Genomic DNA, 3,907 nt, shown 5'->3' with positions numbered 1-3,907 from the left:
GTTCCTTATGGAAGGAGAAAGACGTATGACAGCTTGCGTCAAGAACCATTCGAAGAGGGTGGCCCTGGCGATCTCCGCGTCGCTCGTGGGCGCGCTCACCCTCGGCGCCGCGGCACCGGCGGTCGCCTTCGCGGACGACGGGGCGTCCACCCAGGCGCTGGACCCCGAGCCCATGGCGAACGGCGACGTGGAGTACAAGGGCGGGTCGCTCACGACCGAGTACACCTACAACGGGCGCCCGCAGGGCCCCGTGCCGGTGAAGGTCAAGCCCTACAACGAGGACGTCGAGCGCCTCGAGGGGATCCTGCCCAAGGGCGGGCGCAAGAAGGACTCCTACTACTATTACTACGTAAAAATCGAGAATACCAACACCAACGCCCCGTCTACCAAGGTTAGCTACGTTAACGAGTATGGCGACACCGTCGCCCTCACCGGTGTTCAGGTCAAGGACGCTGAAGGCAACAACGTGAAGCCCACCGAGGCCGGGACATACGCCGTCGTCATCGGCCAGGTCGTGGACGCCGCCGGAACCGTGGACAACTACATCGGCGTCGCTGACACGTTCACCATCACCGGGCAGGAGCTCGACCTCGCCCAGCTCTGCGACGAGCTCGACGCGACGGACTCGACGTTCAACTACACCGGCGAGGACGGCAGCACCATGGTCTCCGAGATCCTCGACCGCATCAACGTGCAGATGAACGGCCGGCTGCTCGAGAAGGGCGTGGACTACACCATCACCCTCTGGGACCAGGGCGGCAAGAACCAGATTACTCCTAGCACCCGCAAGATCGGCATCGGCACGAAGTACATCGTGAAGATCGATGGCGTCGCGGGTGGTGCCTTTGACGGCCAGGAGGTCGAGCGCGAGTTCACGCTCAACCAGCTCGACCTGAGCACGGCCGAGATTGCCGGGACCACGCAGCTTTGGGCCAGCGGCGGCGCGAACCGTCCTGCCAAGGGCATGGCGCTCTCCGACGCTATCAGCACCCTCAACGGCATCCCCTACACCGACCTTGGCGGCGGATGCACCGACCAGATTGAGCTCGAGTTCGTCAGCAACCCCAAGGACCAGCAGACCAGCCCCTCCGACGTGTATGGCGCCTACACCTTCAAGCTCAAGGCGAAGGACGGCGCCACCAACGTGACCGGCGAGACCACGTTCACCGTCTGGTATGCGCAGTACCAGGCCTTGATCGACTATTCAGGCGAAGCCACCGAGGTCGAGCCCGACAGCTTCGTCGTCGACCTGTCCGACCCCGACTCCAAGGTGTTCGATGTCGATGATATCGACGTGTACTATAACTACGCGACGTCCGGCAAGAAGAACATCCCAGCGAACGGCTACAAGATCGCCGTCACTGATGCCGAGGGCAACGTCGTCGATGACATGACCAAGCCGGGCACGTACACCGTGCGCGTCGACGCCGAGTGGGTCGACCCCGACAACGGCAATCAGTTCGTCGCAGGCTCCAAGACCTTCAAGGTCGTCGTCCAGTACAGCGTCGACCAGGACTACGACGTGTTCTTCTCCTACAAGGGCCAGAACGTCGTGACGGACACCCATGACACGTACGACGGCGAGGACAAGACCGCCAACATGTCCCTCAAGGTGAAGGTGGACACCGGCGAGCTCGCCGAGGGCACCGACTACGAGGTCGTCTACGAGAAGGTCAACGGCGACGGCTCCGTCGAGGAGGTCGACCAGATCGTCGACGCCGGCTACTACAACGTCGTCGTGCGCGGCATCACCTTCGCCGGCGACTACATCTTCGACTTCGAGGTGAAGCCCCAGAAGATCACCCCGTCTAACGTCGACTCCCCGTTCACCGTGCGCGGCAAGACCGTCCTCGCCTGGACCGGCGACGTGCTCGCCCCCGACTTCGTCGACGCGAAGGGGAACGTCATCCCCAAGGACCTCTACGACGTCGAGTACGTCCGCGACATCGACGAGGATGAGGTCGGCGAGACGGTCGAGCTCAAGGACAAGGGCAAGTACAAGGCCTACCTCACCACCAAGGACGGCGTGACCAACTACGAGGTCGAGGGCATGGTCAAGGTGCGCGTGACCGACGCCAAGGTCTTCTCCGACGTCCCGAGCGCGGGCGAGTGGTACTCCGAGCCCGTCTACCTCGCCTCCCGCATGGGCTACATGACCGGTTACAACGGCACCACGCTCTTCGGGCCCGAGGACACGATCAAGCGCGGTGACGTCGCCGTGGCCCTCTACAAGATGGCCGGCGGCCACCTGCAGTGGGACGAGGTCGTGAACGAGGGCGGCAGCACCGACGACGTCAACTACAAGACCCCGTTCTCCGACGTCGACGAGAACAGCTACTGGGCCCAGGCCATCCAGTGGGCCGAGCGCATGGGCGTGGTCACCGGCTATGACGGCACCGACCTGTTCATGCCCGACGCCACGATTTCCCGCCAGGAGCTCGCGACTATGCTGTACCGCTACGCCAAGGTCGCCGACCTCGAGGCCGCCGATGTCGAGACCGACGCCTCCGAGCTCGACGCCTACGCCGACGCCGGTCAGGTCGCCGCGTTCGCCAAGGACGCCGTCCTCTGGGCGGTCAACGCCGACGTCATGGGCCAGGACGTCACCGCCCTGCGCCCGGCGGACGCCATCAGCCGCGCCGAGGTCGCCGCGATGACCGTGCGCGTTCAGCCCGACGGCAGGCTCGACTTCGACGACATGATGGACCGCTTCTAGCAGGCAGACCAGACCACGGCTCCGCCCGCCACGCAGCCCAGGCATGAGGAGGCCCCCTCTCCACAAGGAGAGGGGGCCTCCTGTTGGAAAGAGCCTTAACCCTGTGGCACGCGACCTTCGAGCGGCCTGATAGCCCGTCAACTCAGCGGGTGGAGGCCCCATTACCATGCAACCAGACGCCTTTCCCTAGCATGGCAATCGCCCCGGTCGCCGGCCCCGAGGAGAAGTCGGTTGCCGTGGCCAAGAAGGCCGACGGCCCCTCGCACACGAGGCAGCCGTGCGGGTGCCGCGACGTGTTCTCCCCGAAGCATGGGCGAAAGGCCGTTTACGACGAGTATCGCAAGGACCTAGCACTGACCTCTCGGAACCTGTGCCGCTGGAAGGGAGACGGAGGCCATGGAGGGGCGCCTGGCCATGCGTAAATGCCGGCCGGCGCCCCGCCCGGGGCCGGCGTCTCGAGCCTCATGGGCTGCCTGAGGGAGGGATCGCCGATGATGTCCGGCCAGCACGCGAACCTCAGAACGGGCCCGAGAACAGGAGGTCCTAGGCGGAGGCTGCCAAGCATCCACCGTCGGCCTGAACGAGGCGACGGCTGCAAAGCGCACCGCCGGTTCGGCCGGCGCGCCACGAGTCAAGGGGCTATCGGGCCTGAACGCAGTTCAGGCCAGGGGCTTGAGTCCCCGGCCTGGGGCCATAGGGTTACACCCTAAGAGAAAAGCACCCGCTTTGCGGGTGGTCATGATTTAAGTCCGCACGATCTCTGCGCGGGCCATGGGCCCATCACGGCCGTCCCAGTACGCGGCCGGCATGTGAGCGGGGCCGTCGACCCCCAGCGCAGCGTCAGCCTCCCCCACGAGACCGGCGACCCGAATGGCTCCATAAGAGAGGGGGCGCATTTCGTTCCATGGCGACGGGCCCCGCGCCGCGCGTAGGCTGGGCGGCACTTGGTGTAACCCTTATGTGACGAAGCCCCCTCTCCCATAGGAGAGGGGGCTTTCTTGCTCCGGCGGCTGCCGGATATGCTCAGCCGGAATTTACTGGATGAAGTCCGAGTCGAGCAGGCGGCCGTCCGGCTGCACGCGGACGGTCATCGCGGCGACCTCGGCGCGGCTGATGGCGTCCGCCGGGCGCAGGGCGTCCACGTCCTGGCCCATGACGCCGGCCTCGACGGCCCAGGCGACGGCCTCGTCG

The 3,907-nt window shown here is 65.5% G+C and carries 3 protein-coding genes; 2 read left to right on the top strand and 1 reads right to left on the bottom strand.

The genetic code is table 11. From position 1 onward, the window contains the following. Positions 1-25: 25 nt before the first annotated feature. Together H6A15_RS09970 and H6A15_RS09965 are read left to right on the top strand one after the other, a co-directional pair. Positions 26-2,716, top strand: a complete 2,691-nt coding sequence (locus tag H6A15_RS09970; protein WP_204673603.1) for an S-layer homology domain-containing protein — start codon at positions 26-28, stop codon at positions 2,714-2,716. A gap of 191 nt (positions 2,717-2,907) precedes the next feature. Continuing rightward, complete coding sequence (locus H6A15_RS09965) at positions 2,908-3,138, top strand: hypothetical protein (protein ID WP_204673602.1); 231 nt, start codon at positions 2,908-2,910, stop codon at positions 3,136-3,138. A gap of 612 nt (positions 3,139-3,750) precedes the next feature. On the opposite strand, the gene H6A15_RS10755 is transcribed toward H6A15_RS09965, so the two are convergent. Next, the coding region (locus tag H6A15_RS10755) for an S-layer homology domain-containing protein (protein ID WP_204673604.1) at positions 3,751-3,907 on the bottom strand (157 nt) is incomplete at its 5' end.

This window comes from Enorma phocaeensis (assembly GCF_016901575.1).
GTDB classification, from domain to species: domain Bacteria; phylum Actinomycetota; class Coriobacteriia; order Coriobacteriales; family Coriobacteriaceae; genus Limicola; species Limicola phocaeensis_A.
Note: the sequence above shows the minus strand (reverse complement) of the source record. Positions and strands in the feature narration are given on the sequence as shown.

Bases quoted from the DNA above. Each gene is read 5' to 3' on its own strand.
- H6A15_RS09970 (WP_204673603.1), top strand. From the start codon at position 26: ATGACAGCTTGCGTCAAGAACCATTCGAAGAGGGTGGCCCTGGCGATC.
- H6A15_RS09965 (WP_204673602.1), top strand. From the start codon at position 2,908: ATGGCAATCGCCCCGGTCGCCGGCCCCGAGGAGAAGTCGGTTGCCGTG.